The organism is Streptomyces sp. NPDC028305 (assembly GCF_055569495.1).
On record NZ_JBVHTN010000001.1, the window covers coordinates 944,704 to 969,542 of the forward strand.

General features: G+C 71.6%; 30 protein-coding genes and 2 pseudogenes. 21 read left to right on the forward strand and 11 right to left on the reverse strand.

The annotated features are described in order from the left end of the window. Positions 1-96 precede the first annotated feature (96 nt). Entirely contained in the window at positions 97-402 is a 306-nt protein-coding gene (locus tag ACZ4WQ_RS04400; RefSeq protein WP_398369560.1) for a hypothetical protein, read from the reverse strand. A 198-nt stretch (positions 403-600) separates the two neighbouring features. Between ACZ4WQ_RS04400 and ACZ4WQ_RS04405 the strand changes: the two genes are divergently transcribed. Both ACZ4WQ_RS04405 and ACZ4WQ_RS04410 read left to right on the forward strand, forming a co-directional pair. Next, positions 601-1,347, forward strand: a complete 747-nt coding sequence (locus tag ACZ4WQ_RS04405) for a DUF6879 family protein (protein ID WP_468022040.1) — start codon at positions 601-603, stop codon at positions 1,345-1,347. Positions 1,348-1,368: 21 nt separating this feature from the next. Then, positions 1,369-2,220, forward strand: a complete 852-nt coding sequence (locus ACZ4WQ_RS04410) for a helix-turn-helix domain-containing protein (RefSeq protein ID WP_468022041.1) — start codon at positions 1,369-1,371, stop codon at positions 2,218-2,220. An 81-nt stretch (positions 2,221-2,301) separates the two neighbouring features. On the opposite strand, the gene ACZ4WQ_RS04415 is transcribed toward ACZ4WQ_RS04410, so the two are convergent. Then, entirely contained in the window at positions 2,302-2,667 is a 366-nt protein-coding gene (locus tag ACZ4WQ_RS04415; RefSeq protein WP_361182540.1) for a hypothetical protein, read from the reverse strand. A gap of 222 nt (positions 2,668-2,889) precedes the next feature. On the opposite strand from ACZ4WQ_RS04415, the gene ACZ4WQ_RS04420 reads away from it, so the two are divergent. The 3 genes from ACZ4WQ_RS04420 to ACZ4WQ_RS04430 are packed head-to-tail and all read left to right on the forward strand — an operon-like array spanning position 2,890 to position 4,499. Further along, positions 2,890-3,252 carry a hypothetical protein gene (locus tag ACZ4WQ_RS04420; RefSeq protein ID WP_358845192.1) on the forward strand — a complete coding sequence of 121 codons (363 nt, stop codon included), beginning with the start codon at positions 2,890-2,892 and terminating at the stop codon, positions 3,250-3,252. Then, positions 3,249-4,076, forward strand: coding sequence for a hypothetical protein (locus ACZ4WQ_RS04425; RefSeq protein ID WP_358845191.1), 828 nt, complete (start codon positions 3,249-3,251; stop codon positions 4,074-4,076). The genes ACZ4WQ_RS04420 and ACZ4WQ_RS04425 overlap by 4 nt, the downstream gene beginning before the upstream one ends. Before the next feature lie 45 nt (positions 4,077-4,121). Next, the gene (locus tag ACZ4WQ_RS04430; protein WP_311722606.1) at positions 4,122-4,499 is read left to right on the forward strand and encodes a roadblock/LC7 domain-containing protein; all 378 of its coding nucleotides are present in this window, start codon (positions 4,122-4,124) and stop codon (positions 4,497-4,499) included. Between the two features lie 12 nt (positions 4,500-4,511). On the opposite strand, the gene aroQ is transcribed toward ACZ4WQ_RS04430, so the two are convergent. From aroQ to ACZ4WQ_RS04450, 4 genes are all read right to left on the reverse strand, one after another. Next, complete coding sequence (gene aroQ / locus ACZ4WQ_RS04435; RefSeq protein WP_468022042.1) at positions 4,512-4,985, reverse strand: type II 3-dehydroquinate dehydratase; 474 nt, start codon at positions 4,983-4,985, stop codon at positions 4,512-4,514. Positions 4,986-4,987: 2 nt separating this feature from the next. Beyond that, positions 4,988-5,308, reverse strand: a complete 321-nt coding sequence (locus tag ACZ4WQ_RS04440; RefSeq protein ID WP_385341458.1) for a hypothetical protein — start codon at positions 5,306-5,308, stop codon at positions 4,988-4,990. Positions 5,309-5,434: 126 nt separating this feature from the next. Continuing rightward, positions 5,435-6,295, reverse strand: a complete 861-nt coding sequence (locus ACZ4WQ_RS04445) for a sugar phosphate isomerase/epimerase family protein (RefSeq protein WP_311722603.1) — start codon at positions 6,293-6,295, stop codon at positions 5,435-5,437. Beyond that, positions 6,282-7,289: a zinc-dependent alcohol dehydrogenase gene (locus ACZ4WQ_RS04450; protein ID WP_468022043.1), complete on the reverse strand. Its 1,008-nt coding sequence runs from the start codon at positions 7,287-7,289 to the stop codon at positions 6,282-6,284. Before ACZ4WQ_RS04450 ends, ACZ4WQ_RS04445 begins: the two co-directional genes overlap by 14 nt. A gap of 296 nt (positions 7,290-7,585) precedes the next feature. On the opposite strand from ACZ4WQ_RS04450, the gene ACZ4WQ_RS04455 reads away from it, so the two are divergent. After that, entirely contained in the window at positions 7,586-8,377 is a 792-nt protein-coding gene (locus ACZ4WQ_RS04455) for an IclR family transcriptional regulator (protein WP_468022044.1), read from the forward strand. A 6-nt stretch (positions 8,378-8,383) separates the two neighbouring features. Here the strand turns inward: ACZ4WQ_RS04455 and ACZ4WQ_RS04460 are convergent, their stop codons facing one another. After that, positions 8,384-8,821: a MarR family winged helix-turn-helix transcriptional regulator gene (locus tag ACZ4WQ_RS04460; RefSeq protein WP_358845185.1), complete on the reverse strand. Its 438-nt coding sequence runs from the start codon at positions 8,819-8,821 to the stop codon at positions 8,384-8,386. 183 nt (positions 8,822-9,004) lie between these two features. Here ACZ4WQ_RS04460 and ACZ4WQ_RS04465 point away from each other — a divergent pair, with 183 nt between their 5' ends. The 10 genes from ACZ4WQ_RS04465 to ACZ4WQ_RS04510 all read left to right on the forward strand — a co-directional run bounded on the left by ACZ4WQ_RS04465 (position 9,005) and on the right by ACZ4WQ_RS04510 (position 19,642). Then, positions 9,005-9,835, forward strand: coding sequence for a CoA transferase subunit A (locus ACZ4WQ_RS04465; protein WP_468022045.1), 831 nt, complete (start codon positions 9,005-9,007; stop codon positions 9,833-9,835). Continuing rightward, positions 9,832-10,623 carry a CoA-transferase subunit beta gene (locus ACZ4WQ_RS04470; RefSeq protein ID WP_398369545.1) on the forward strand — a complete coding sequence of 264 codons (792 nt, stop codon included), beginning with the start codon at positions 9,832-9,834 and terminating at the stop codon, positions 10,621-10,623. Before ACZ4WQ_RS04465 ends, ACZ4WQ_RS04470 begins: the two co-directional genes overlap by 4 nt. Before the next feature lie 5 nt (positions 10,624-10,628). Beyond that, entirely contained in the window at positions 10,629-11,825 is a 1,197-nt protein-coding gene (locus tag ACZ4WQ_RS04475; RefSeq protein ID WP_385341451.1) for a thiolase family protein, read from the forward strand. Between the two features lie 11 nt (positions 11,826-11,836). After that, on the forward strand, positions 11,837-12,604 hold the full coding sequence (pcaH, locus tag ACZ4WQ_RS04480) for a protocatechuate 3,4-dioxygenase subunit beta (RefSeq protein WP_468022046.1): 768 nt from the start codon (positions 11,837-11,839) through the stop codon (positions 12,602-12,604). Next, entirely contained in the window at positions 12,604-13,206 is a 603-nt protein-coding gene (gene pcaG, locus ACZ4WQ_RS04485; RefSeq protein ID WP_468022047.1) for a protocatechuate 3,4-dioxygenase subunit alpha, read from the forward strand. The genes pcaH and pcaG overlap by 1 nt, the downstream gene beginning before the upstream one ends. A 112-nt stretch (positions 13,207-13,318) precedes the next feature. Beyond that, a complete protein-coding gene (locus tag ACZ4WQ_RS04490) occupies positions 13,319-14,935 on the forward strand; it encodes a lyase family protein (RefSeq protein WP_468022098.1) in 1,617 nt (538 codons plus the stop codon). Between the two features lie 238 nt (positions 14,936-15,173). Beyond that, the gene (pcaDC, locus tag ACZ4WQ_RS04495; protein WP_468022048.1) at positions 15,174-16,391 is read left to right on the forward strand and encodes a bifunctional 3-oxoadipate enol-lactonase/4-carboxymuconolactone decarboxylase PcaDC; all 1,218 of its coding nucleotides are present in this window, start codon (positions 15,174-15,176) and stop codon (positions 16,389-16,391) included. Between the two features lie 112 nt (positions 16,392-16,503). Then, entirely contained in the window at positions 16,504-17,793 is a 1,290-nt protein-coding gene (locus tag ACZ4WQ_RS04500; protein WP_468022049.1) for an ABC transporter substrate-binding protein, read from the forward strand. Positions 17,794-17,801: 8 nt separating this feature from the next. Further along, positions 17,802-18,785, forward strand: a complete 984-nt coding sequence (locus ACZ4WQ_RS04505; RefSeq protein ID WP_385341439.1) for a carbohydrate ABC transporter permease — start codon at positions 17,802-17,804, stop codon at positions 18,783-18,785. A gap of 2 nt (positions 18,786-18,787) precedes the next feature. Continuing rightward, positions 18,788-19,642 carry a carbohydrate ABC transporter permease gene (locus ACZ4WQ_RS04510; protein ID WP_394816702.1) on the forward strand — a complete coding sequence of 285 codons (855 nt, stop codon included), beginning with the start codon at positions 18,788-18,790 and terminating at the stop codon, positions 19,640-19,642. Here the strand turns inward: ACZ4WQ_RS04510 and ACZ4WQ_RS04515 are convergent. From ACZ4WQ_RS04515 to ACZ4WQ_RS04525, 3 genes and pseudogenes are all read right to left on the reverse strand, one after another. Then, on the reverse strand, positions 19,600-20,670 hold the full coding sequence (locus ACZ4WQ_RS04515) for an ArsR/SmtB family transcription factor (protein WP_398894901.1): 1,071 nt from the start codon (positions 20,668-20,670) through the stop codon (positions 19,600-19,602). The genes ACZ4WQ_RS04510 and ACZ4WQ_RS04515 overlap by 43 nt on opposite strands. A 588-nt stretch (positions 20,671-21,258) precedes the next feature. Beyond that, positions 21,259-21,836, reverse strand: a pseudogene (locus tag ACZ4WQ_RS04520) (HD domain-containing protein). Between the two features lie 13 nt (positions 21,837-21,849). Beyond that, on the reverse strand, positions 21,850-22,992 hold the full coding sequence (locus ACZ4WQ_RS04525) for a helix-turn-helix domain-containing protein (RefSeq protein WP_468022099.1): 1,143 nt from the start codon (positions 22,990-22,992) through the stop codon (positions 21,850-21,852). Between the two features lie 100 nt (positions 22,993-23,092). Here ACZ4WQ_RS04525 and ACZ4WQ_RS04530 point away from each other — a divergent pair, with 100 nt between their 5' ends. The 5 genes from ACZ4WQ_RS04530 to ACZ4WQ_RS04550 all read left to right on the forward strand — a co-directional run bounded on the left by ACZ4WQ_RS04530 (position 23,093) and on the right by ACZ4WQ_RS04550 (position 24,474). Then, entirely contained in the window at positions 23,093-23,554 is a 462-nt protein-coding gene (locus ACZ4WQ_RS04530) for a hypothetical protein (RefSeq protein WP_468022050.1), read from the forward strand. Beyond that, complete coding sequence (locus ACZ4WQ_RS04535; protein ID WP_358845171.1) at positions 23,551-23,736, forward strand: hypothetical protein; 186 nt, start codon at positions 23,551-23,553, stop codon at positions 23,734-23,736. Before ACZ4WQ_RS04530 ends, ACZ4WQ_RS04535 begins: the two co-directional genes overlap by 4 nt. After that, positions 23,733-23,960: a hypothetical protein gene (locus ACZ4WQ_RS04540; protein WP_358845170.1), complete on the forward strand. Its 228-nt coding sequence runs from the start codon at positions 23,733-23,735 to the stop codon at positions 23,958-23,960. The genes ACZ4WQ_RS04535 and ACZ4WQ_RS04540 overlap by 4 nt, the downstream gene beginning before the upstream one ends. Before the next feature lie 191 nt (positions 23,961-24,151). Next, complete coding sequence (locus tag ACZ4WQ_RS04545; protein WP_358845169.1) at positions 24,152-24,319, forward strand: hypothetical protein; 168 nt, start codon at positions 24,152-24,154, stop codon at positions 24,317-24,319. Further along, complete coding sequence (locus tag ACZ4WQ_RS04550) at positions 24,316-24,474, forward strand: hypothetical protein (RefSeq protein WP_385341426.1); 159 nt, start codon at positions 24,316-24,318, stop codon at positions 24,472-24,474. Before ACZ4WQ_RS04545 ends, ACZ4WQ_RS04550 begins: the two co-directional genes overlap by 4 nt. Before the next feature lie 49 nt (positions 24,475-24,523). Here ACZ4WQ_RS04550 and ACZ4WQ_RS04555 read toward each other — a convergent pair. Continuing rightward, positions 24,524-24,799: pseudogene (locus ACZ4WQ_RS04555) on the reverse strand (putative PEP-binding protein); the annotation flags it as partial. Positions 24,800-24,839: the final 40 nt, after the last annotated feature.

The window sequence follows — 24,839 nt, forward strand, 5'->3', positions numbered from 1 at the left end:
ACGTGCACCCGTTCCGGCTGGGCTCGACCTGCCAGGGCTCCGGTCCAGCCGGCACGGGGTCTCAAGAGGTGGGGCGGGATGGGCGCCGCCCTCCGTCTACGCCGAGGGCGCCTTCTTCGTCTGCTCCTCCAGCGCGGCCCGCATCAGGACATCCGCGAGTCTGTTCGCGCTGTCCAGAGGGATGCGACCGAGGGCCACCAGCGGATAGCCGGACACCGTGAGCTCGCCTCGCACGGTCGGCCAGTACAGCTCCCCGCCTTCAACGCCGTGCGGCACGTCCGGGGTGAAGCCGAGGCGTTGCAGGGCCTGGCGCAGCAGTTCGGCCATGGCATGGGCCTCGGTCCTCGCCGCCCGGTGGCTGTCGGCGCCCAATGCCTCGATGTCTTGTTCGCGGATTCTCATCGTCACACTCCCGCTGTTTCCTGCATGAACAGGACGCTAGGGAGGTGGAACTGAGCGACGCTACGCGATGTTCTCGAATGTTCTCGCACATTGGCGGGGTGTTCTTGTTTGTTCTCACGTTGTGTAGAGAGCTATATAGCGCAGAGCGACGAAGCTCCGGAATGCTGGTGGCTCACCACCCGATGAAAGGACGTGGGTATGGCGCGACGACTGCGCTTCAACGGGACAGGCTCCAACCTCGGCGGCTGCCCCGCGGTGCATGAGGACCTGGACAGCGGAGAGATCATCGTGCACGGAGCACCACTCACCGACCCCGAGGACATTGCCCAGCTCAGGCACCTGGGCGAAGGCGAGACGCCCATCGTGGTACCGCGCGAACTGCTGGTCGACTTCGGCCCCAAGGAAGTCACCCGCACGCCGTGCACGGTCAGCCATGACGCCTTCGGCAAGCTCTTCGAGACCTTCGAGCACACCGCCTGGCGGCTGGAGACCCGGCGCCGGTTCGCAAGTGACGAATCAGCCCCCGACTACCAGGAGTTCGTCGAGACCGGCGAGGCTCCGCTGGACCTCTACGCTCCGTTCTTCGCCACGATCCGTGAGCAAACGCAGCAAGGCAAGCGGGTCGAGCGAGTGCGCATCGTCGACAATCCGCCCACGATCGGCCAGCGCTACCTCCTTCACAGTGCGGCACGGAACAAGGACATGGGCGAGGACATCCGCAACCTGTCGCGCGATGAGGCAAACCGGCTGCGCCTGCCCGCCGAAGACTTCTGGATCTTCGACTCCAGGCTCGTCGCTCTGCTCAACTTCGACGACGACGACAACCTGGTCGACATCGAGTTGATCACGGAGCCGGCCCAGGTCAACCGCTATGTCCAGGTACGGGACGCGGCGTGGCACTACGCGATCCCGTACGAGACGTTCGCAGCGCGGCTGACCACGTAGCTTGCGAGTAGCGTGTGACCGGTGAGCACTGACTTCCAACAGGCGCGGGTGGCTCTGGGGGCGAGACTTCGGGCGCTGCGCGCCTCGTGCCCTGAGGGGCAGCTCACCGGCACACAGCTTGCGGAGCGCTTGGGCTGGCCACATTCCAAGATCTACAAGCTGGAGAACGGGCGCCAGACCGCGACGGCCGAGGACCTCCGCGCCTGGGCGACAGCGACCGATCAGCCGGAGGCCGCAGAGGAACTGCTCTCGCGGCTCAACGGACTAGAGTCGCATATTCGGTCCTGGCGCCGCCAGTTGGCCTCGGGACTCAAGCCCGTACAAGACGCGATCACCGCCGAGCATGACCGAACAGCCACACTCCGCATCTGGGAAAGCTGCCTCGTCGCCGGCATGCTCCAAACGGCCGACTACGCACGCGCCGTCTTCACTCGCAACGCCGACCTGCACAAGATTCCACGAGACATCGAGGCCGCGGTACGCGCCCGGCTGCGGCGCCAGGAAGGGCTGTACGACTCGCGCAAGCAGTACCGGATCATCATGTGGGAAGGCGCCCTACGTGCCCTCGTCTGCCCGCCCTCGGTTCTCGCCGCGCAGCTCGACCGGCTGATGAGCGTCATCGGCCTGGACACGGTCGAGTTGGGGATCGTGCCGTTCACCGCACCGTTGAAGATCCAGCCCGCCAACGGCTTCTGGATCTACGATGAACGGCTGGTGATGGCAGAAGAGTGGCACGCGGAACTCTGGATCAACGACGCCCCCAGCATCGCCACCTACCTGCGCGCCTGGAACACCCTCCGCGAGTCCGCCGTCTTCGGGGCCGACGCCCAGCGGGTGATCAGCCAGGCGCGGCGGGCCCTGGACCTCCCCTGACAGACATGAGCGGCGCGCCGGGCCCCGGCTGCCCGTGAGGTCCGGGCAGCCGGCGGGCCGGTGGGCCGGGGTGCGCGTGGGTCAGACCTCCAGGCCCTGCTCGATCTTGCGCAGGTTGTGACGCGCGAGGGCGAGGTTCGCGCGCTGGCGGTCCAGGGCGATGTAGAGGAAGAGCGAGCCGTTCGACTGCTGGAGCGGTCGGATCAGGTGGTACTGCTGGCTCAGGGTGATCAAGATGTCCTCAATGGACTCGCGGATGTCGAGGCTGGCCAGCGTGCGGATCTTGGCCCGGACGACCTCGGTGTTGCCGGCCGCGGCCAGCTCCAGGTCGAGGCCGTTGCCGCCGCCGGCGGTGCCCAGTGTCATCCCGCTCTCGTAGTCGACGACGGCCACCCCCAGGGCTCCGTCGATCGTCATGGCCTCCTTCAGAGCGGTCTCAAGGTTCATCAGCACTTCCTTCGAGGTCTTCGGCGGGTCGTCACGCCGTACGGCGAATGGCGAGCAGGATGGTCGGCAGAGCGCGTGCGGCGACGGACACCAACACGTAACGTGCAAGGGAAGCACACCTGTTGACGATTTTTACGCAGATTGTGATCGGCCGAGTTCTTTCTCGCCAAAATTGTGATCGAAGGGTATTGTCGCGGCCCTCCGGGAGCGAAGGGGGGCCGGGTGTCCCAACTGGCCATGTCCATGCGCCATTTGCTTGATCACCAGGGAGTCAGCGCCGCCATGCTGGTGGACGGCACCACGGGGCTGGAGTACGGCTTCAGCGGTGATCGCTCGGCGCTGCCGCGCGCCGCGCAGGCCTGTGACGACGCCCGTACGGTTTCGGACACGCTTGAAGCCGCAACGGGAGATGGGGAGTTGGAAAACATCACGGTGACCACCACGCAGTGTCACTACCTCACCCGCGTGGTGCCCCGGGAGCGGGGCGACGCCCTGTTGCTGGTGGTCGCGCTGGCCAGGGAGAGCACGAACCTGGCGCTGGCGACCCGTCAGATCGACGACCACGCACGGCAATTGTTCGCATGAACGACTTCCGGGGCCATTTGACGGAGCTGAGCGAGCGCCGGTTCACCGGGGTGCTGCGGATCGAGGGAAGTCCGGCGGGGGTCATGCATCTGCGCGAGGGGCTGATCGCGGGGATCGTCACCCCGGGCGCCCCCGGGCCCGAGTCCCTGCTGCTGAAGTCGGGGCGGATCACCGAGCGGGAGTGGTCGGTGGCGTTCGCCGCCGGGGCCGCCGAGGAGCGGGTGGCGGAGGAGCTGACGGCGACCGCCGGGGTGGGCGCGGCGGAGCTGGAGGTCGTCACGGTCTCCGCCCTGTACGACGCGGCCTTCACCCTCGCGCTGAACCGGCCGGAGCGGTGGCAGGCCGAGCCCGGAGCCGTCAACCTCCCGCTTCCCGTACGGCCCGGGGTGCATCCGCGTGATCTGCTGCGGGAGAACCGCCGCCGGCTGTCCGAGCTGTCCGGGCGGTGGGGCTCACCCCAGCAGTTGGTGATGCACCGGGTGACGGGCCGGGCCGCCCCGAGCGGCGTGGCGAACCCCCGGTTCCGCGACATCCTGATGCACGCCAACGGCAGGCACACCCCCCGTGACATCGCCTTTCTGATCGGGCGCGGCACCTTCGCCGTCGTCACCGACATCGTCTCCATGACCGCCCGCGGCCTGCTGGACGGCAGGCCCGCGCCGGCGCCCACCGGTCCCGCCGGGGCCGCCGGCGCCGCGATCAGGACGCCCGCCCGGGAGACGCCCGCCCAGGGCGGGGGCGCCCCCGCCGCCGTACCGCCCGTCCCGCTGCCGCCCGCCGCCCTGCCCCGGCGCCGGCCTGGCACCAACCGTCCGACCAACTGAACGCAGCAGCAACACCCCCCGCACACGGCGCAAGGAGTTCTCGTAGTGAGTGATGAAGGACTGGTCCAGGAACTGAAGGACCTGCGGGAACAAGTCCTTGGCGTGAGCGACACCCTCGTCGCCACCGCGGACGGCCTTCTCGTGGCCTCCGACAGCTACGAGATCCACGCCGAGTCGGTGGCGGCGCTCGCGGCCGCCGCGCTGGGCCTCGCCCGGCGCACCGCCGGGGAGGTCGCCATCGGCGGGCTGCGCGAGGTGGTCACCCGCGCGCAGTCGGGCCACCTCGTCGTCTACGCCATCGGAGAGCAGGCGCTGCTGGCGGTCAGGGGTGACGAGGGGCTCGACCTGGACGGGCTCCATGTGAACTCCCGGGGGACCGTCGAGCGCCTCGCCGCCCTGATGTCCGTGGATCTCGGGGTCTGATCAACAATCCGGTCAGCCGTTGAGACGGCGGCGCTCCTCGATCCGGTTCAGCACGGCGTGCAGCGCCAGTTCGTAGCCGAAGACGCCGTGGCCGCAGAGGTAGCCCTGGCTCACCGCCGCCGTCACCGACGTGTGCCGGAACGGCTCGCGAGCGTACACATTGGAGATGTGGACCTCGATACAGGGCACGCCCAGGCCCGCCACGGCGTCCACCGCGTCGCGCAGCGCGTAGCTGTAGTGCGCGTACGCGCCGGGGTTGAAGATGATGCCGTCGTCGTGGCGGGCCTGGTGGACGAGGTCGACCAGCACGCCCTCGCTGTTGCTCTGCGCGCACCGCACCTCGGCGCCCAGCTCCTGCCCCAGCACGGTCGTGCGCTCCTCGATCTGCTGGAGCGTGGTGGACCCGTAGGTGGCGGGGTCGCGCTCGCCGAGCAGGTTGAGATTGGGGCCGTGCAGCAGCAGGACGCGGGGCGGGGTGGTGGTCATCGTCAGTGGTGTCCGATTCGTCTGTCGAGGGCACGGCGGGCGCCCTCGAGGGCGGGGGCGGTGGCCCGGCGGGCCGTCTCGGCGTCGGGGAATCCGAGGGCGGCGGCTATCTCGTCCCAGCCGCGGCCCGAGCCGAGCAGCGCCTGGACGGCGGCGCCGAGGGCGGAGTCCGTGGCGCGCCGGGCCTCGGCGATCTCGCGGAGGGTGGCGAGCAGATCGGGGGCGGTGTGGGCGGCGCCGGCGTGCCGGTCGGCGAGGGTGAGCGACTGGTCCGCGGTCACCCACCAGTCGGCCGGGGTGGGGGGCTGTTGAGTCACGGTCACAAGGGCCATGCTAGCGACGGAGACCGTTGAATGGTTTCCTTGGTCCGCTGTACGGACCTCGATTCACCACGATCGGCGCACCTGCGCCGGGCGTGACAGCGCCCCGTCACGCGACTCGGCGGGCACTCAGACGGCAGGGGCGGCCACGGCGGCCGTGGCCAGGACGCGACACGTGGTCCGGTACGCGCGCGCCGCGGTCTCCGCGGGTACGCGGGCGTCGAGGTCGTCGGAGAGGACCTCGACCGAGACGGGCGCCTCAATGCCCGCCCGGCGCAGCAGACGCAGCAGCCCGGTGAGGTCCGCCGCCCCCTCCCCCGGCAGCTGCCGCTGGTGGCGGGCCTCGTGCAGGGTGTCGGACAGCGGGGTGGGCAGCACGTCGTCGAGCTGGACGTTCACCACGGCGCCCGGCGGCAGGGCCGCGATCTCCTCGGGGCGGGTGCGGCCCCGGGTGAGGTGCCAGGCGTCGAGGATCAGCCCCGGGGACGCGGCCCCTGCCGGGCGCGGAGCCCGTACGGCGGCCACGAGGCGCGCCGCGAGGTTCAGGTCGCGGATGCCGGAGAACGGCATGAACTCAAGCCCCAGCACCGCGCCCGCCCGCTCGGCGCGCTCGGTGGCCGTGCGGAGCCCGTCGACCAGGTCCTGGTACGGGTGCTCGTCGAACATCCCGGCGTTGACGCGCCGGGCGCCGAAGGTCTCCGCGATGTGGAAGACGGTGTCGTCCTCGCTGCGCCGCCGCTCGTCGTAGCGCTGTGGCCGCGCCCAGTGGCGCAGCAGCTCGACCTCGGTGAGCCGCACGCCGTACTCGGTCAGCAGGGCCGCCATCCGGGCGTCGGTCCAGCCCTCTTCGCGGGCCTGCCGGTACTGGTGCACGGCCAGGCCGATGCCGGTGAACCCGGCCTGCGCGGCCGCCCGGACCCGCTCGCCGAAGGAGGCGGTGCGCAGGGTCAGGGCGGACAGGGTGAGCCCGGGGGCGTCAGTTGTCGTCATCGTTGCGCCCGCCGTCCTCCGGGTCCAGGGAGATCCAGGTCTTGCCGGCCCGCTCGCGGGCCCCGGCGAACGCCTCCTGCGCGTCCTCCAGCGGGAATCGGGCGTCGATGGCCGCGCCGGGCCGCACCGCGCCGGAGGTGATGTCGGCCAGTGCGGCCGTGAAGTCGCCGGGGTGGTCGTAGATGAGCGAGCCGCGCAGGGTGAGCTGGGAGCGGACCAGCTGGTTGACGCTGAGCGGCAGCCCCGCCGAGCCGAGCCCGACGAGGACGGCGGTGGCGCCGGGAACCGTGCGCTCCAGGGCCGCGCCCAGCGCGGCGGCCACCCCGGAGGACTCGAAGACGTACGTGAAGCCGCCCTCGCCGTCGTCCGCCGCGCGGGCGCCGAGCACCTCGGCGTGCGCCAGCCGGCGCGGGTGCGGCTCCACGACGGCCGGGCGGACGCCGATGGCCAGCAGCGCCTGGCACAGCAGCAACCCCTGCGCGCCCGCGCCGACGACCAGGGTCTTGTCCCCGGCCCCGACTCCCCCGCGCCGCACGGCGGTACGGGCCACGGTGTACGGCTCGGCGCAGGCCAGGTCGGCGGGGTCGGTGGTGTCGGGGACGGGGTGGGCGAAGGGGGCGGGGACGGCGATCCGCTCGGCGAGGAGACCGGGCGCGTTCATGCCGACGATGACGCGCTTGGTGCAGGCGGAGGTCAGGCCGCGGGCGCACTCGGGGCAGTCGAGACAGGCGTAGTTCGGCTCGATGACCACGCATTGGCCCACGGCGCGGTCCACGACCCGCCCGCCGACGGCGACGATCCGGCCGAAGCCCTCGTGGCCGACGACCCACGGCAGCGCCGGGACGGCCCGATCGCCGTCGAAGACCGCCAGGTCGGAGCCGCAGACGCCCATGCCTTCGAGTCGGACCAGGACATCGTGGGGGCCACACTCGGGTTCCGGCCAGTCGTCGACTGTCTCAATGCGGCGGGGAGCGGTGAGGACGGCTGCTTTCACCGGGTCTCCTACGTGGGGAGGGGAGGGCGGACTTGGGGAGTTGGTCCGCTGAACGGACCTTGGGGTCCGTGCGCCGGTGACGATAGAACGTACGCTGAGCATCGACAAGAGGTCGCTGGCGAGTAACCGCGGCGTCAAACGGGCGGCCGAGCGGGAAACCCGGGCCTGACATGCCAGAAAGCCCTTACCCACCCTGCCCCGCCCCTGGTCCGCGCAGCGGACCTCGGTCCATACTGTGCGTCCATATGGGGCCCGGACGGGTCCGCCGGGCGGACCGGACGGCGAGGAGCGGCGGAGTGAGCGAAGACAGCACAGGAAGCACAGACAGTGCCGGCGGCGAGGCCCGGGGCATGCGGACGGTCCAGCGGACCATCGACATCCTGGAGCTGTTCAACGAGCACCGCCCCGCGCTGTCCCTCCGCGAGATCGTCACCGCCAGCGGCCTGCCCAAGACCACCGTGCTGCGGATCCTTCAGACCCTGCGCCTCAACGGCCTGCTCTGGCTGGACGAACACGGCCGCTACACCGCGGGCCCCGCCTTCCTGCGCTGGGTCCGCATGGCGGACCAGGGCTGGCGGCTACCCGCCCCCGCCCGCCGGGCGCTGCGCGAGCTCGCGGCGGAACACCGGGAGACGGTGCACCTGTACGTGCGGCGCGATGCGCACCGCATCTGCATCGCCCAGGAGGAGGGGCCACAGGCGCTGCGCCATGTCGTGCAGGTCGGCGACGAACTGCCACTGTGGGCGGGCGGCCCGTCCAAGGTGCTGCTGCTCGAGGCGGACGACACGCTGCTCGACCGGGTCGCCCGCCGCTCCCCGCACGGCCCGGCCCACGCCACGACGCTGCGCCGCTGGGTGGCCGAGACGCTGCGCAACGGGTACGCGGTCAGCCACGGCGAGCACGAGGAGGGGCTGTCGGCGGTGGCCGTCCCGGTACGGGCGCGGGGCGGCGAGGTGGTCGCGGCGCTGTCCTTCGGCGGCCCGTCGACCCGCTTCACGGCGGAACGGCTGCCGCGCTTCGTCAACTCCCTGACGGTGGCGGCCCGCACGGTCAGCGGAAGCGGGGGGTTCGGCGGCCTGCGCGCGTAGTGCCGCCTACGCCCGCAGCTCCTCCGCCGCGTCCGCCACCCGCGCGATGAGCCGCAGCAGCGTCTCGCGCTCCTCCTCGTCCAGCGGCGCGAGGAAGACCCGGTTCATCCGCGCCGTACGCGTGACCAGCTTGCGGTGGACACGGACGCCCTCCTCCGTCAGCTTGAGCACATTGCGGCGCCCGTCGCGTGGGTCGCGGACCCGCTCGAGCAGCCCCCGCCGGGCCAGCCGGGCCACGACGTCGGCGATGGTGGAGCGGTCGAGGTGGACGTGTTCGCTGAGGGTGCGCTGGTCGATGTCCGGCTTCTCGACGAGCGCGTTGACCACCGCGAACTGCGGCGAGGTCGTCTCCTCCGAGACCATCGCGCCCCACAGCAGGGAGTGCGCCTGCTGGAGCCGGCGGGCCAGATGCCCGGGGTGAGTGCTCAGATCGACCGCGCCCATACCCCCGCCGCCCTCTTCCCTCGCATTTCATTCGTACACTGAACAATTCTGCCCTGGCGAAGCACACCTGTCGAGTGCAACCTTTCCTTCCTCAGCTCTATTGACTGAGCCCCCGGGTCGATGACAGCGTTCCGGGCAGACAAAAATAATCAGCACACTGAGCATCTGCCTCCCGGAGTGACGATGGCCGACATTCGTAGCCTGCACGACGCCGTGGCGGACCTGGTCCACGATGGGGACACCCTCGCGATGGAGGGCTTCACCCACCTGATCCCGTACGCCGCCGCGCACGAGATCATCCGTCAGGGCATCACCGACCTCACCCTCGCCCGGATGACCCCCGATGTCATCTTCGACCAGCTGATCGGCGCCGGACTGGTGCGCAAGCTGATCTTCTCCTGGGGCGGCAACCCCGGCGTCGGCTCGCTGCACCGCTTCCGCGACGCCGTGGAGAACGGCTGGCCGCGCCCCCTGGAGCTGGACGAGCACAGCCACGCGGGCATGGCCAACCGCTATGTGGCGGGCGCCTCCAAGCTGCCGTTCGCCGTGTTGCGCGGCTACCGGGGAAGCGACATCCCGTCCCGTACGGAGACGGTCTCCACCGTCGTCTGCCCCTTCACCGGCGAGGAGCTGGCCGCCGTCGCGGCCCTGAACCCGGATGTCACCGTCATCCACGCGCAGCAGGCCGACCGGCACGGCAACGTCCAGCTGTGGGGCCTGACCGGCGTGCAGAAGGAGGCGGCGCTCGCCGCCGACCGGGTCCTGGTGACCGTGGAGGAGATCGTCGACACGCTGGAGCCGCGGCCGGGCGGGGTCGTCCTGCCGACCTGGGTCATCGACGCGGTGGCCCACGTCCCCGGCGGCGCCCACCCCTCGTACGCCTCCGGCTACTCCGTCCGGGACAACGCCTTCTACCAGGCCTGGGACCCGATCGCCCGCGACCGCGAGGCGTTCACGCAATGGATCGAGGAGCACGTGCGCAACGAACAGAGCGCGAAGGCTGTCGTGCGATGACCGACCACACCACAAGCTCGGACTTCACCCGCGACGAGCTGATGGAGGTCAACGCCGCCCGCGCGCTCGCCGGCGCCAGGACCTGCTTCGTCGGCATCGGGCTGCCCAGCACCGCCGCCAACCTCGCCCGCGCCACGGTCAATCCGGGCCTCGTCCTCATCTACGAGTCGGGGACGATCGGCTCCAAGCCGACCCGGCTGCCGCTGTCCATCGGCGACGGCGAGCTCGCGGAGACCGCGGACGCCGTGGTACCGGTGCCGGAGATGTTCAACTACTGGCTCCAGGGCGGCCGGATCGACGTCGGCTTCCTGGGCGCCGCGCAGGTCGACCGCTACGCCAACATCAACACCACGGTCGTGAACCGCGGCCCGGACAAGCCGGAGGGGCGGCTGCCGGGCGCCGGGGGCGCGCCCGAGATCGCCTCGAACTGCGGCAAGGTGCTGATGGTGCTGCGCCACTCCACCCGGAACTTCGTCCCGAAGCTCGACTTCGTGACCACCCTCGGCCATGGCGCCGGCCCCGGCGACCGCAAGAAGCTGGGCATGCCCGGCGCGGGCCCGGTCGCCGTCATCACCGACCTCGGCGTGCTGCGGCCCGACCCGGCGACCGCGGAGCTGATGCTGACCGAGTTGCACCCGGGGGTATCTGTGGAGCAGGTACGGGCCGCCACGGGCTGGGAGCTGCGGGTGAGCGACGAGCTCGGCGCGACCGAGCCGCCGACGCCCCAGGAGCTGGCAGCCCTGCGCGCCCTCAAGAACGCGGGAAAGTCCGCCGGAAAGGACGCTTGATACAGATGAGCAACGGCACCCTGCGCGAGGTCTACATCGTCGACGCCGTCCGCACACCCGTCGGCAGGTACGGCGGCGCGTTCGCGGGCGTGCGCCCCGACGACCTGGCCGCCCATGTCGTACGCGCCCTCCTCGCCCGCACCCCCGACCTCGACCCGGCCCGCATCGACGACGTCTACTTCGGCAACGCCAACGGCGCGGGCGAGGACAACCGCGATGTGGCCCGGATGGCCGTCCTGCTGGCAGGGCTCCCCGTCACCGTGCCCGGCGCCACCGTCAACCGGCTGTGCGCCTCCGGCCTGGAGGCCGTGCTCCAGGCCGCCCGCGCCATCGCCGTCGGCGACGCGCATATCGCGCTGGCCGGGGGCGTGGAGTCGATGAGCCGCGCCCCCTGGGTGCTGCCCAAGCCGGAGCGGGCCTTCCCGGCCGGGCATCAGCAGCTGTACTCCACCACCCTCGGCTGGCGCATGACCAACCCCGACATGCCGCCCGAGTGGACCGTCGCCCTCGGCGAGGGCGCCGAGCTGATCGCCGACAGGCACGGCATCGGCCGCGCCGCGCAGGACGCGTATGCGCTGGCCAGCCATGAGAAGGCGGTGCGGGCGTGGCAGGAAGGGGCGTACGACGCGGAGGTCGTGCCGTACGAGGGCGTGGACCTGCCCCGGGACGAGACCATCCGCCACAACACATCCCTCGAATCGCTCGCCAAGCTGAAGCCCGCCTTCCGCAAGGACGGCGGCACGGTCACGGCCGGCAACTCCTCCCCGCTGAACGACGGCGCGGCCGCGCTGCTGCTCGTCGACGAGGAGGGGCTCGCGGCCACCGGGCGCGAGCCGCTGGCCCGTATCGGCGCGTCCGCCGTCACCGGCATCGAGCCCCAGTACTTCGGCCTCGGGCCGGTCGAGGCGGTGAACCGCGCGCTCGCCAAGGCCGGCCGCACCTTCGCCGACCTGACCACCCTGGAGCTCAACGAGGCCTTCGCCGCACAGGTGCTGGGCTGCCTCGCCGAGTGGCCGGACCTGGACCCCTCCCTCGTCAACCCGCGCGGCGGCGCCATCGCCATCGGCCACCCCCTCGGCGCCTCCGGCGCCCGGCTCGCCGGGGCCGTGGCCCACCAGCTCGCGGCGGCGGGCTCCGGGGTGGGCCTGGCCACCCTGTGCATCGGCGTCGGGCAGGGCCTCGCCCTCGTACTCGAAAGGTAACCGTGACTCAGATGTCTCTCACCCAGGCCGACATCGACGGCGAACTCGCCACCATCCGCGAGGGGTACGACAAGGCCCGCGCCGACGGCGCACCCGCCGCCCACCACCCGCCGCGCGACTTCCCGCCCTACCGCAGCAGCCTGCTGCGCCACCCCTCGCAGCCGCTCGTCGCCGTCGAGGGCGACCCGGAGACCGTCGAGCTGCACACGCCCGTCTTCGGCCACACCGACATCACCGCGACCGACAGCGACCTCACCATCCAGCACCAGGGCGAACCGCTCGGCGAGCGCATCACCGTCACCGGGCGGCTCCTCGACAGCCGGGGCCGCCCGGTGCGCGGACAGCTCATCGAGCTGTGGCAGGCCAACGCCTCGGGCCGCTACGCGCATCTGCGCGACCAGCACCCCGCCCCGCTCGACCCCAACTTCACCGGCGTCGGGCGCACCCTCACCGGCGACGACGGCGGCTACACCTTCACCACGATCAAGCCGGGCGCCTACCCGTGGCGCAACCACGTCAACGCGTGGCGGCCCGCGCACCTCCACTTCTCCCTCTTCGGGGCGGCGTTCACCCAGCGCCTGGTCACCCAGATGTACTTCCCCGGCGACCCGCTCTTCGCCTACGACCCGATCCTTCAGTCGGTCACCGACGAGCGGGCGCGGCAGCGGCTGGTCGCGACGTACGACCACGCGCTCTCCCAGCCCGAATGGTCGCTCGGCTACCGCTGGGACATCGTCCTCGACGGGCCGTCCGCCACCTGGATCGAAGAAGGCCGCTGATGCCCGCTCGACAACTCACCCAACAGCCCTTGTCCCCCACCCCCTCGCACACGGTCGGCCCGTTCTACGGCTACGCGCTGCCCTTCCCCGGGGGCGGCGACCTGGCCCCGACGGGGCACGCGGACGCCATCACCCTGCACGGATACGTCTACGACGGCGCGGGCGCCCCCGTGCCCGACGCCCTGATCGAGCTCTGGCAGGCGGGCCCGGACGGCTCGCTGTCCGGCGCCCCCGGCTCGATGCGGCGCGACCCGGTGACCGGCGGCCACGCGGGCCGCAACGGCGTGGACTTCACCGGCTTCGGCCGGGTCCCCACGGATGCCGACGGCCACTGGACCGCCCGCACCCTCCCCCCGGGCGCCCCCTCCCCGGCCCCCTACATCAGCGTCTGCGTTCACGCCCGCGGGCTGCTGCACCACCTCTTCACCCGCGTCTACCTCCCCGAGACCGCCGCCGCGGGCGCCGCCGACCCGCTCCTCGCCGCGCTGCCCCCGGCCCGCCGCGAGACCCTGGTGGCGACGGCCGGGCCCCACCCCGGGACGTACCGCTTCGACATCCGCCTTCAGGGCGAGGGGGAGACGGTCTTCCTTGAGTTCCGCTAGCTCCGACGCGGCTGCTTCCGCCGCTTCCGCCGGCGACAGCGGGCTGCTGTCGCCGGTGCGAGTCGGGTCGGCCGTCGAGGAGGCCACCGGGGACTTGGCGTTTCTCCAGGCCATGCTGGACGCGGAGGCCGCGCTCACCCGGGCCCAGGCCGCGCTCGGGCAGGCGCCCGCCGCGGCCGCCGGGGCGGTGGCGGGCGCGGCGCGCGCCGAGCTGTACGACGTGCGGGAGCTCGCCGTGCGCGCCCGCGCCGGCGGCAACCCGGTCATCCCGCTGGTCGCCGAGTTGACGGCGGCCGTGGCCCGTACGGACCGGGGGGCGGCCGCGTACGTTCACCGGGGCGCGACCAGCCAGGACATCCTGGACACCGCCGCGATGCTGGTCGCCGCCCGCGCGCTGCCGCTGATCCTGGCCGACCTCGGGCGTACCGCCACGGCGCTCGGCCGGCTAGCGGCCGAGCACCGCGACACCCCCATGCCCGCCCGCACCCTGACCCAGCACGCCGTGCCCACCACCTTCGGCCTGAAGGCGGCGGGCTGGCGCGCCCTGACCCTGGACGCCCACGCCCGCCTCGCCGCGCTGCGCCCGCCCGCCCAACTGGGCGGCGCGGCCGGTACGTTGGCGGCCTTCGCCGCGCTGTCGGAGGACCCCGGGGTCCCCGGGGTGCCGAACCCGACCGGCGGCGGCGCGGAGCGCGCACCCGCGCCCGGCCGGGCGCGGCCCCCCGCGGTACGGCCGACGCCGGGTGCGGGCGCCGACCGCCGCGACGACGCCACGGCTGGGGCCGCCGACAGGGCGGCGCCACCCCGCACCACCGCTGCGGGCACCGGCACCGACGGCCGGAGGCCCGGCGAGGTCAGCGGCCAGACACCCGATGCCCCGAACGCGGTAAGCCCGACGGCCGAGCCCGCAGCGGGCCCGACGCCCGGGATGGGCCCACTCGCCGCGGCCGGCGCGACCGAGTCGGGCGACGACCTCGGGCTGCGGCTCGTGGCGCGGTTCGCCGCCGAGGTGGGGCTCGCGGAGCCCGCGCTGCCGTGGCACACGCTGCGTACCCCCGTGGCCGACCTCGGGGTCGCGCTCGCCTTCGCCGTCGGTGCGCTGGGCAAGGTCGCGGCGGATGTCCTGGTGCTCTCGCGGACGGAGATCGGGGAGGTCGCCGAGGGCAGCGGGGGCGGCTCCTCGGCGATGCCGCACAAGAGCAACCCCGTCCGCGCCACGCTCATCGCCGCCGCCGCGCGGCAGGCGCCCGCGCTCGCCGCAACCCTCCTCGGCTCGCTCGTCGCCGAGGACGAGCGGCCCGCCGGGGCCTGGCACGCCGAGTGGCAGCCGCTGCGCGAGCTGCTGCGGCTGGCGGGCGGGGCCGCGCGGGAGGCCGCCGAACTGGCGGAGGGCCTGCGGGTGTTCCCGCGCCGGATGGGCGAACACCTCGCGCTCACCGACGGCCTCATCGTCAGCGAGCGGATCGCCGCCGCACTCGCGCCCCTCGTCGGCCGCTCGCGCGCGAAGGAGCTGCTGTCGGCGGCGTCCCGGCGAGCGAGGGAGGAGGGTGTCGGGCTGGCGGCAGCACTCGCGGAGGTACCGGAGCTCGCGGGCGCGCTCTCCGAGGCGCGGCTGCGGGAGCTGGCGGACCCGGCCCGCTACACCGGCTCCGCCGCCGCGCTCGTCGACCGCGCGCTGCGCCGAGCAAGCCCCGACGACCCCGGCCCCCCGCGACCCGGCGACGCGTAACCCCCCAGGGGGTGTCCGGCGGCGCGTTTCCTCACCCCGCCCCTTCCCGCGGTGTCGATCTGCGGCTCCGCCGCGTGGGGGGCTTTGCCCCTGCACCCCGGGGTCTGAGGTGGAGCCCCAGTTGAGGGACGGGGCGGGGAGGGGAACAGCACCGAGGCGCGGCTCCGCCCCGACCGCCGGACACGACCCGGCCCCTGCTCCCCCTCATCCTCACTCTCACCCGCCCGGAGCGCCGACCATGATCACCGACCTCCCGCACCACCTCCTCGACGGCCCCGCCACCGCCCCGCCCCTCATCCTCGGCCCGTCCGTCGGCACCTCCCTCCCCGTGTGGGAGCCCCAGTTGCCCGCCCTCGCCCGCACGCACCGCGTGCTGCGCTGGGACCTGCCGGGGCACGGCCGCTCCCCCGCCGGGCTGCTGCCCTCCGACGGCAGCGCCACCGTCGGCGACCTCGCCGCCCTCGTGCTGCGGCTCGCCGACGCGCAGGGGTGGGAGCGGTTCGCGTACGCGGGGATCTCGATCGGCGGGGCGGTCGGTCTGCATCTGGCCGCGCACCGCCCGGAGCGGGTCGAGTCGCTCGCCGTGGTCTGCTCCTCGGCCCGCTTCGGCGACCCCTCGGCCTGGCGCGAGCGGGCCGCGCTCGTACGGGCCGAAGGGACGGAGGCGATGGTCGCGAGCCGTCCGGGCACCTGGTTCTCGCACCGCTTCGCCGACTCGCCCCGCGCCATCGCGCTGCTGGCGGACCTGCGGGCCTGTGACCGCGCGGGGTACGCCGCCTGCTGCGATGCCCTCGCCTCGTACGACCTGCGCTCCGCGCTGCCGTCCGTCACGGGCGTGCCCACGCTCGTCGTCGCGGGCCGCGACGACCCCGCCACCCCGCCCGCGCACGCCCGCGAGATCGCGGACGCGGTGCCGGGGGCGAGCCTGCTGGAGGTGGCGGGGGCGGCGCACCTGGCCGGGGTGGAGCGGCCGGAGCCGGTCACGGCCGCGCTGCTCGCGCACTTCACCCAGGACACGGGGACGGACACGGACACCGCCGACGACGCCTCCCGCCACGCCGCCGGGATGACCGTCCGCCGCGCCGTCCTCGGCGACGCGCACGTCGACCGTGCGATCGCCCGTACGACCCCCTTCACCGCCCGGTTCCAGGACTTCATCACCCGCTACGCCTGGGGCGAGATCTGGACCGGCGACGCCCTGGACCGCCGCACCCGCAGCTGCGTCACCCTCACCGCGCTCATCGCCCACGGCCACGACGCGGAGCTGGCCATGCACATGCGGGCCGCGCTCACCAATGGCCTCACCCGCGAGGAGATCGGCGAGGTGCTGCTCCAGAGCGCGGTCTACTGCGGCGTCCCGGCGGCGAACTCCGCGTTCGCCACCGCCCAGCGGGTGTTCGACGAGATGGACCGCGACCGCCCCGACGGCCCGTCAAACCCGAGTCGGAGCAGCTGACATACCGCCGCAACAGCGCTGTCGTAATACGCCCCCATGGTTGATCACTGGGTCGTACCGTGGTTGGTTGGCACGATCCGGTCACAGGGAGCGACGGCGAGGGGGCCGCAGTATGTCCAACGACCTCAAGTCCATCAGCCGCAGACGTCTGCTCGGCGCCGGGGGGAGCCTCGCCCTCACGGGCGCGCTGGCCACCGCGTGCGGCTCCAACACCGGCCGGGATTCCAAGGATTCGGACGGCAAGCCGGTCATCGAACAGTGGTACCACCAGTACGGCGAGGACGGCACCGAGCGTGCGGTGAAGCGGTACGCCGCCGCGTACGGCAAGACCGGCAAGGCCAAGGTCGAGGTGCAGTGGCGGCCGGGGAACTACGACCAGCAGACGGCCGCCGCGCTGCTCACCGACTCCGGCCCGGATGTCTTCGAGGCCAACGGCCCCACGCTGGACCAGATCCAGGGTGGCCAGGTGGAGGATCTGACCGACCTCCTCGACGGCGTCAAGGACGACTTCAACCAGGCGGTCCTCGCGCCCAAGACGTACGACGGCAGGATCTGGGGCATTCCGCAGGTCGTCGACATGCAGCTCCTCTACTACCGCAAGAGCCTGCTGAAGGACGCCGGCGTGGAGCCGCCGCAGACGCTCGACGCGCTGGTCGACGCGGCGAAGGCGCTCACGGACAAGAAGACCAAGGGGCTGTTCCTGGGCAACGACGGGGGCGCTGGGGTACTCGGCGGCACCCCGCTCCAGGCCGCCGGGCTCCGGCTGGTCACCGACGACGGCGAGGTCGGCTTCGACGACCCGGCCGCCGCCCGCGCGCTGGAGAAGATCCACCGGCTGTACGCGGACAAGTCGCTGCTGCTCGGCGCGCCCTCCGACTGGTCGGATCCGTCGGCCTTCATCCAGGGGCTCACAGCCATGCAGTGGTCGGGCCTGTGGGCGCTGCCGCAGGTCAAGAAGGAGCTGGGCGAGGACTTCGGGGTGCTGCCGTTCCCGAAGGACGGGTCGGCGGGGCAGCCGTCGGTGCCGGTCGGGGCGTATGGCGCGGCGGTCAGCTCCAAGACGAAGCACAAGGAGGAGGCGAAGGCCTTCGTGAAGTGGCTGTGGGTGGACCAGGCGGAGTACCAGGAGGATTTCGCGCTGTCGTACGGCTTCCACATCCCGGCCCGGATCTCGCTCGCCAAGAAGGCGGACAAGCTGCGCGAGGGCGCGGCGGGGGACGCCGTGCGCTACGCCACCGACCACGGTTTCGCCGAGCCGCTGCTGTGGACCCCGGCGAGCCGGACCGCTTACCAGGACGCGCTCAGCCGGATCATCAAGGACGGCGCGAGCGCGGACCAGGAGCTGCGCGGCGTGGTGCGCAAGGTGGGCGCGGAGCTGCGGCGTGTGAAGAAGAAGAGCTGACGCCCGCGATGGCGCAGGACACGCTTTCGCACCCGCTTGAGGACAGGCGGCCCGCGCCCGGTACGTCGCGCACGACACTGCGGCGCAGGCTGCTGGGCAAGCAGAACCGTACGCTCTGGTTCTGGATCTTCGTCGGCCCGTTCGCGATCGGGCTCGGGCTGTTCACCTACGTACCGCTGGCGTGGAGCGTCTACCTCAGCTTCTTCGACGCGCACAACACGGTCTCGCCCACCGACTTCGTCGGCCTGGACAACTACACGGCGATGCTGCGGGACGACGCCTTCACCGACAGCCTCGTCACGTTCCTGGTGTTCACGGCCTTCATCGTCCCGGCCACCTTCGTCCTGTCGCTCTCGCTCGCGCTGATGGTCAACAGGCTGCGCCGGGCGCAGGCGTTCTTCCGGTCGGTGTTCTTCCTCCCGGTGGCGTGCTCCTATGTCGTGGCGGCGCTGATCTGGAAGATGTCGATCTTCAACGGGGTGCGGTTCGGGCTGGCCAACACCGTGCTGGGCTGGTTCGGCGCGGATCAGATCGCCTGGCTGTCGACGACCGATCCGCCCTGGTACTGGCTGGTCATCGTGACGGTGCGGCTGTGGCTCCAGGCGGGGTTCTACATGGTGCTGTTCCTGGCCGGGCTCCAGCGCATTCCGCGCCATCTGTACGAGGCGGCGGCCGTGGACGGGGCGCGGCCGGGGTGGCAGGTGTTCCGGTACATCACCCTTCCGCAGCTGCGGGCGACGTCGATCGCGGTGACGCTGCTGCTGGTCATCAACGCGTTCCAGGCGTTCGACGAGTTCTACAACCTGCTCTCGGACTCGCGCGGCTATCCGCCGTATGCCCGTCCGCCGCTGGTGTACCTGTACTACACGGCGCTGGGGCAGGGGCAGAACCTGGGTCTTGGCAGCGCGGGCGCGGTGATCCTGGCGCTGATCATCGCGGTGGTGACGGTGGCCCAGGCCCGCTGGTTCCGGCTCGGCCGGAAGGAGGACTGACGGTGACACGCGACCCCCTCGTCCGCGAACCTCTCGTCCGCGTCGGGCGCGCGCTGCGGCTCGTGCTGCTGATCGCGCTGGCGCTGCTCTTTCTGATCCCCTTCTATCTGCTGGTGCGCAACGGGCTGTCGAGCGAGGCGGACATCACCTCCGCGGAGTGGACGTTCTTCCCGAGCGAGCTGCGCTGGTCCAACATCGGCGAGCTGTTCGACGACCCGAATGTGCCGATGGCGCACGCGCTGCTCAACTCCTCGCTGATCGCGGTGGCGACGACGCTGGGCACCCTGCTGCTGGCCTCGCTCGCGGGGTACGGCCTCGCCCGGATCCCGTACCGCTACGCGAACGTGGTCTTCTACTGGATCCTGGGCACCCTCATGGTCCCGGCCGCCGTCACCTTCGTGCCGACCTTCGTCCTGGTGTCCTCGCTGGGCTGGGTGTCCACGCTGCGCGGGCTGGTGGTGCCGACGCTGTTCAGCGCGTTCGCGGCGTTCGTCTTCCGCCAGTACTTCCTGGGGTTTCCCCGGGAGCTGGAGGACGCGGCGCGGGTGGACGGGCTCGGCTACTGGCGTACGTACTGGCGGGTCGTGGTGCCCAACTCGCGGCCGGTGTTCGCGGCGGTCGGCACGATCGTCTTCATCGGCGCCTGGAATTCGTTCCTGTGGCCGCTGGTCATCGGCCAGGACCGGGAGGCGTGGACCGTCCAGGTCGCGCTGTCGACGTTCACCACCGCGCAGACGGTCAACATCCACGAGCTGTTCGTCGCGGCCGCCGTCTCGATTCTGCCGCTGCTGGTGGTCTTCCTCTTCCTCCAGCGCTACATCGTGGCGGGGGTCGAGCGCTCGGGCATCGACGACTGAGCGGGGGCAGCGGGGGCGCCGCCGCGCAGCAGGGCGGCGCCCAGCGGGGTCAGGGTGTGCAGCACGGCGCTGCCCTGGCGCAGGGTGAGCAGCAGGCCGGCATCGCGCAGCACGCTGGCGTGCTGGCTGGCTGAGGCGATCGACACGCCCACGCGGCGGGCGAGTTCGCTGGTGGTGCAGCCGCCGCCGACGCCCTGGAGCACGGCCGACCGGGTCTGTCCGACAAGCTTGCTGAGCGACTGGGCGGCGCCGGGGCCAGTGCCCGGGACGGGGGCGGGGCGGGGGGCGGCGACGGGGCGGGCCGGGGGGCTGGGCGGTACGGCGCCGGGGGTGTGTTCCACCGGGTAGACCAGCACGGGTCTCAGGTGGGGGTCGTACAGCGTGACCGGGGTTCTTCGGCAGAAGAAGGACGGCTGGAGCAGCAGCCCGCGCCCGCCGAGCTCCAGGTCGCGGTCGACCGGGTAGTCGACCTCCAGGACCGGGGGCCGCCAGCGCATCGTGGGCGGCAGCGAGGCCAGCAGCCCGTCGGCTCCCCCGTCCAGCAGGGCGCGGCCGCGCACGGCGCGGTCGGCCTCGATCCGGGCCTGTAACCGCGGCCAGTAGGGGGCGATGGCGGCCCGGTGGTAGGAGGCCAGCGCGGTGGTCAGGCGGTCCAGGGAGCGCGGCTCGCCCTGGCCGAGATCGCGTATCCAGCCGGGGAGTCGGGCCGCCGGGAGGCGGGAGATCTCGGTGTGCAGCCGGGAGTGCGGGGTGGCGCGCAGCGCCTCCATGCCGTCGGCGTAGCCGATTCCGCCCTCGGCGGGGGTCAGGAAGTCGGGGAAATAGCCGCGTGAGGGAATGAGGGGCGCGAGCAGCCGCGCCTCGCCGTTCAGCCTATTTCGCGCCAGTGAACGCCATTCTCCGTATACGGTCGCGGCGCGGTGCTCCCGCAGCCGGTGGAAACTCAAAACCGTTTCCCACAGCGCGTCCGGGCGGATCGCCATCCGCAGCCGCGCCAGATCGAGCTCGCCGAAATACACACGCAGCACTGGACCCCCACCGAGTGACACCCGTGATCGCCCCCGACCACGGTTGAGTATGCACGGTGCCACCGTCAGTGACCACGCCCTTTTGGCCAGACTTGAAACGGGGCGCGGCGGGCCGGGCGCGGCGGGAATGCTGTTCCTCGTTGCAAAGCGCGCCGCCGGGAAAGGCCCCCGGCGGGCGTCCGCAATTCAACAGGCGGTGCCCAGGTCCGGATTGCTCGTCCCCGTGGGGGGTGACGAGTGCGTTACGGCCGTCTGGGCACTTCTGTTGCCGCTTGAGCCGATGCGAGCGGCAACGGCTCCCGTGGGGGGAGTGAGAGGGGGCGGCGCCCGGCCAGGTGCCGCCCCCTCGCCCGCGGGGGTGGTCAGAGCGGGCGCGCCGGATTCGGCTCCGACCATTCGACCCCGATGTGCGGGGTTTGACCGGCTCGGCTACGAGGACGGCTTGGCTGCCGTGCCGCCCGTGACGTCGCTGATCGCGAAGTGAGCCCGACGTTGGTCGCGGCTGCCACCACGCTCCACAAGGCCCTCTCGTCCCTGGCCTCCGGGGCAACGGTAGAGAGGGCGCGTTCTTGTGTCCGGCCTGAGGCCCTAAGGTTGCTCGCCCAAGGCGGCACGGAGCCAGTCAAGAGACCCCTGGTTCAGCAGTTCGTCGGCGAGACGCTTCCCCGTCTCGGTCACCAATCGGCCGCGGCTGTTGTCGACCCACCGCTGGGCGTTCGCGTACCCCTGCGCCATGTACTCCACCCCCTGAAGCAGGCATTCGAGCTTGTCCGCATCACGAGCGCACACCGCCTCCGGCGACTCCTTGGCCTCGTATTCGCTCACCCATTCCCGCACGGCAGATGCCAGAACTTCGGGCATGTCGGCGGTCTGGTCGGCGGTCACCTCCTGCGGGTCGGCACTGGATGAGTACTTCTTACCGAGGTAGTTCACGTCCCCAGTACGTGTCTCCTGCGAGTCGTACAGACGGCCAAGAGAGCGGCCCGTCCGGGGTCCGCGCCTTCGATCCGGGCGATGATCGAGGCGATCAGCGAAGTGCGCCACGCATGCTCGGCGACGCTTTCAGGATCACGCACCCCGGCCATCCACCAGCCGGTTCGCCGGGCGTGCTTCAGCGTGCCCGCCTCGAACAGGAAGCGAGCCACCGCGTGCAGATCGTCAGCCACCGTCCATCTCCTCTCACACCTCGGCGAGGCGGATCGCGTATCGGATGCTTTCGAGCTCGCGGCGCGCGGCTGCAGAGAGCTCCTGACTATCCAACATCACCGGCAGCCGCTTCCGGAGGGCGATCGCGGCACTACCTGAGCGGAGCAGCTCGGGCTTGGCGGCGAGCAATGCCCACAGGGTATGGATGTTGAGGTCGACGTACCCGTGATGCGGTGCGAGCCCGCACGCCAGGTGTCGCAGGAGCCGCATGCCTGACCACTCGCCGAGGTGACGAGAGGCGATGAACTGGTCCGAGAGTTCGATCTGCCGCGTCTCACCCACCCAATACGCCCAGTAGTTGAGGTTCGCAGTCTCGCTGGCGTCATCCTCGCCCAGCGTGCTGTTGATGAAATGCCGCATCCGCTCCCTGTCGCCGTGGCGCGCAGCGACAGCTGCGATGGATCGCTCGTTCAGCCAGCGGGTCAGCCAGCTCGAAGGCCGCTCGCTGCTTTGCTGTTGGGCAAGCCAGTCGGCATCGTTGGCCCGGTCATATCCGGACAGGTATAGGGCCTGGCGCCGCAGAAGGAAGGTCCTTTCGCTCCGGGTCTCCTCAGCCGTGCGTCGCATCTGGCTGAAGAACCGGCTGAGTTCCTCCGTGGACAGTTCCGGGGCTGCGGGGACAGGGCCTCTCCGCTTCCGGGGCGGGTCGGGCAAGCCTCGAACGGAGGCCGGCGGCTCTCCGGTGAGCGGCCAGGCAAGAACTTCGACGAGATCGCGCTGCATTACCCAAGCCCCAAGCGGGCTGTCCTGAACCGAGGTCTCGCCGTCCAGAGCGCTGCCCAGGAGAACGTCTGCTTCCATCGCTCGCTCAAGAGCCAGCAGGAGCGTCGGCGAGGCACCCATCCGCATCAGTTGGTGACGATGGACGAGCACCTGTCCAACAGGTACGGCCGTGAGCGGACGCCGCCCGGACTCCCAGCCGGCGATCGTGTCGACCGAGACCCGAAAGTGTTCGGCAAGCGCTTCCTGGCTCAGGTCCAGTTGCTCCCTTATCAGCCGTAAGACGTACCCGGAGACGACGCCTCCGCGGGCACGATCGCCCTTTCCCTGACCACAGGTCAGGGAAGGCGCTGACCCTTCACCATGAGTCCCCTTGCTTGGTCGTAGAACCGCCATCATCCCGTACTTGCGGTCACTTCATGCCCAATGCGCGGATTCGTAACGTCATGAGCAGCGACAACCCGCTCAGCGGGTCACGTAGATGAGTGGCGCAGTCATGGACAAGGCCACCCCGTTCTGCCTCGGAGGCAGCCCGATGACGACCAGAGCCGAACCGTGGATGCCGACCAGCGGCCGTAGCGTAAAGCTGCAGCCCGCCGGCAGAGCGTGGGACGTCGTGCGCGTCCCCGTCTTCATTGACATCGGCAAACGTGTCCTTGATCTGTTGGGCGAGGCGACAGGCGCGGTCATCGAGAACCCGATCGACAGAGTGCTGTATTGGCTCATCGAGCCGGGAGCCGCCACCAGCTGGGACATGAGACTGCTGCCCTCCGTCCAGGTGTGGGGAACGACTGCCTACATCGAAGTGCCGCCCGCAGACTTCGAGACGGGGCCGGGCGTGCGCTGGCTGGTACCGCTCCGTCACGACCGCTACCTGACCGACCCCACGGTCCTCCTCGCCGCGCTGCGGACCGCGACCCGCGAAGCGCTCGGCCCCCGCGAGGAGGTCCCGCAGTGACGCAGCACTGCTACCGCTGCGACACACCCACCCGCGAGGCGATCGCCGTGCTCCGCGCGGCGGCCTCCGGGCCCGGCTGCTTGCGCTACCTGTGCCAGGACTGCGACCGCCGCTGGCCTCGCCCCGACGCCGACCTCTATCAGGTGCTCGTCGCGCTGCAGAGCGAGAGGCAGGCGACGTGACCGTCCAGGTCGGCGCACGGCGCATGTCCCCGTACTGCGCGCTGTACACGGCCGAACCCGACACCACACTCGACGAGATCCACGCGTTCTGCAAGGGCCCGGGCGAGGTCCGGGCGAGGCCCGCACCGCCGGCAACCCGTGGCGCGCTCATCTTCACCGTCCGCTGTGACTGCGACTGCCACAAGACCTCGCCCGTCGGGGAGCTGAAGGCGGACACCACGTAGACCGGTGGGCCGCTGGTGGTCCGGCTCCCCCGTCCCGGACAACCCTGCGCCAGCGGCCTACCTCCCAGCGTCCGCCCGCCTCCGTATCGCCCCGCAGAGGCGGGCGGGCCTGCTTCATCCCCGCCTCGGCGGCACCGCCAGAGGCGCTGACAACCGATCGGACGAACTCCGTTCACCACATTGGAGGCATCGTGAGCGACTACAGCGAGTTCCAGGACAAGGCCGAGGAGAAGGGCCGCAAGAAGCCGGGGCCCGGCGGTGACATGGGCAACGGGCAGACGAGCGGCTGTATGGTCGTGGCGCCGGTGGCCGTCTTACTTCTGGCCACCGCCGTCTTGATCCGCCGGAGGTGGACATGAAGATCAGGACTCACCGGGTCATCCGGGACGGCGATGAGGTGTACCCGGACGGCGAGGGCACTCGCTTCTTCGGCGTTCCCGCGTGGCGGATCTGCCTGGCCGTGTGCGCCGCGATGCCGATAGCACTGCTCGCCTACACGTACACCAGTCGCTGACCCGATCAGCAAAGGAGGGGGCGGCACTTCCGCACAGGTGCCGCCCCCTTCACGGGCCAGAGTCAGCGCCGGGGTTGAGGGTGAGGTACCCCGATGTGACTTCGGAGGTCCGGATACCGCCCGGCCGCGGCCGCCCGGCCGCGGCCGGGATGCGGAACGGCGAGCAGGAGACGTAGTCCAGGCCCACCTCGTGGAAGAAGTGGACGGACTCCGGGTCGCCGCCGTGCTCCCCGCAGACGCCGAGCTTGAGGTCGGAGCGAGTGGCCTGGCCGGCCTCGGCGGCGCTGCGGACCAGGGAGCCGACACCATCCTTGTCGTTGGTCTCGGATCGGCGCCCTGGGCGCAGCGATCAACGCGAGCAGGGA

Excerpts from the sequence above, each read along its gene's own strand:
- ACZ4WQ_RS04415 (WP_361182540.1), bottom strand. The coding sequence starts at position 2,667 with ATGAACCTTGAGACCGCTCTGAAGGAGGCCATGACGATCGACGGAGCC.
- aroQ (WP_468022042.1), bottom strand. The coding sequence starts at position 4,985 with ATGACCACCACCCCGCCCCGCGTCCTGCTGCTGCACGGCCCCAATCTC.
- ACZ4WQ_RS04405 (WP_468022040.1), top strand. The coding sequence starts at position 601 with ATGGCGCGACGACTGCGCTTCAACGGGACAGGCTCCAACCTCGGCGGC.
- ACZ4WQ_RS04550 (WP_385341426.1), top strand. The coding sequence starts at position 24,316 with ATGAAGATCAGGACTCACCGGGTCATCCGGGACGGCGATGAGGTGTAC.
- ACZ4WQ_RS04465 (WP_468022045.1), top strand. The coding sequence starts at position 9,005 with ATGGCCGACATTCGTAGCCTGCACGACGCCGTGGCGGACCTGGTCCAC.
- ACZ4WQ_RS04525 (WP_468022099.1), bottom strand. The coding sequence starts at position 22,992 with ATGGCGGTTCTACGACCAAGCAAGGGGACTCATGGTGAAGGGTCAGCG.
- ACZ4WQ_RS04475 (WP_385341451.1), top strand. The coding sequence starts at position 10,629 with ATGAGCAACGGCACCCTGCGCGAGGTCTACATCGTCGACGCCGTCCGC.
- ACZ4WQ_RS04425 (WP_358845191.1), top strand. The coding sequence starts at position 3,249 with ATGAACGACTTCCGGGGCCATTTGACGGAGCTGAGCGAGCGCCGGTTC.
- ACZ4WQ_RS04445 (WP_311722603.1), bottom strand. The coding sequence starts at position 6,295 with ATGACGACAACTGACGCCCCCGGGCTCACCCTGTCCGCCCTGACCCTG.
- ACZ4WQ_RS04505 (WP_385341439.1), top strand. The coding sequence starts at position 17,802 with ATGGCGCAGGACACGCTTTCGCACCCGCTTGAGGACAGGCGGCCCGCG.
- ACZ4WQ_RS04400 (WP_398369560.1), bottom strand. The coding sequence starts at position 402 with ATGAGAATCCGCGAACAAGACATCGAGGCATTGGGCGCCGACAGCCAC.
- ACZ4WQ_RS04490 (WP_468022098.1), top strand. The coding sequence starts at position 13,319 with ATGCTGGACGCGGAGGCCGCGCTCACCCGGGCCCAGGCCGCGCTCGGG.
- pcaH (WP_468022046.1), top strand. The coding sequence starts at position 11,837 with ATGTCTCTCACCCAGGCCGACATCGACGGCGAACTCGCCACCATCCGC.
- pcaDC (WP_468022048.1), top strand. The coding sequence starts at position 15,174 with ATGATCACCGACCTCCCGCACCACCTCCTCGACGGCCCCGCCACCGCC.
- ACZ4WQ_RS04470 (WP_398369545.1), top strand. The coding sequence starts at position 9,832 with ATGACCGACCACACCACAAGCTCGGACTTCACCCGCGACGAGCTGATG.
- ACZ4WQ_RS04530 (WP_468022050.1), top strand. The coding sequence starts at position 23,093 with ATGGACAAGGCCACCCCGTTCTGCCTCGGAGGCAGCCCGATGACGACC.
- ACZ4WQ_RS04460 (WP_358845185.1), bottom strand. The coding sequence starts at position 8,821 with ATGGGCGCGGTCGATCTGAGCACTCACCCCGGGCATCTGGCCCGCCGG.
- ACZ4WQ_RS04500 (WP_468022049.1), top strand. The coding sequence starts at position 16,504 with ATGTCCAACGACCTCAAGTCCATCAGCCGCAGACGTCTGCTCGGCGCC.
- pcaG (WP_468022047.1), top strand. The coding sequence starts at position 12,604 with ATGCCCGCTCGACAACTCACCCAACAGCCCTTGTCCCCCACCCCCTCG.